Annotated in this window: 1 tRNA gene; it reads left to right on the plus strand. The window is 49.2% G+C overall.

Annotated features, from left to right (window positions below):
• Positions 1-178 precede the first annotated feature (178 nt).
• Positions 179-255 (plus strand) — tRNA-Arg (locus BM607_RS21660).
• Positions 256-258: the final 3 nt, after the last annotated feature.

Here is a 258-nt window from a genome sequence, read left to right on the forward strand (position 1 = left end):
GCCGAAGGCGCTCCCCTGCTAAGGGAGTATGGGCTTTAACTCCCATCGAGGGTTCGAATCCCTCCTTCTCCGCCATTCTATTCTCTTAGTCGAGGGGAATAGAATAAATTTGCGAGATAAAAGTGCTTATCCTAGACTCAATCATGATTGGATCTATTAGAAGTACAAAAACGAGTTTGCGCGTGTAGCTCAGCTGGATAGAGTACCTGGCTACGAACCAGGCGGTCGGAGGTTCGACTCCTTCCACGCGCACCATAT

This window comes from Shewanella sp. SACH, from assembly GCF_001887095.2.
Taxonomy (GTDB): Bacteria; Pseudomonadota; Gammaproteobacteria; order Enterobacterales; family Shewanellaceae; genus Shewanella; species Shewanella baltica.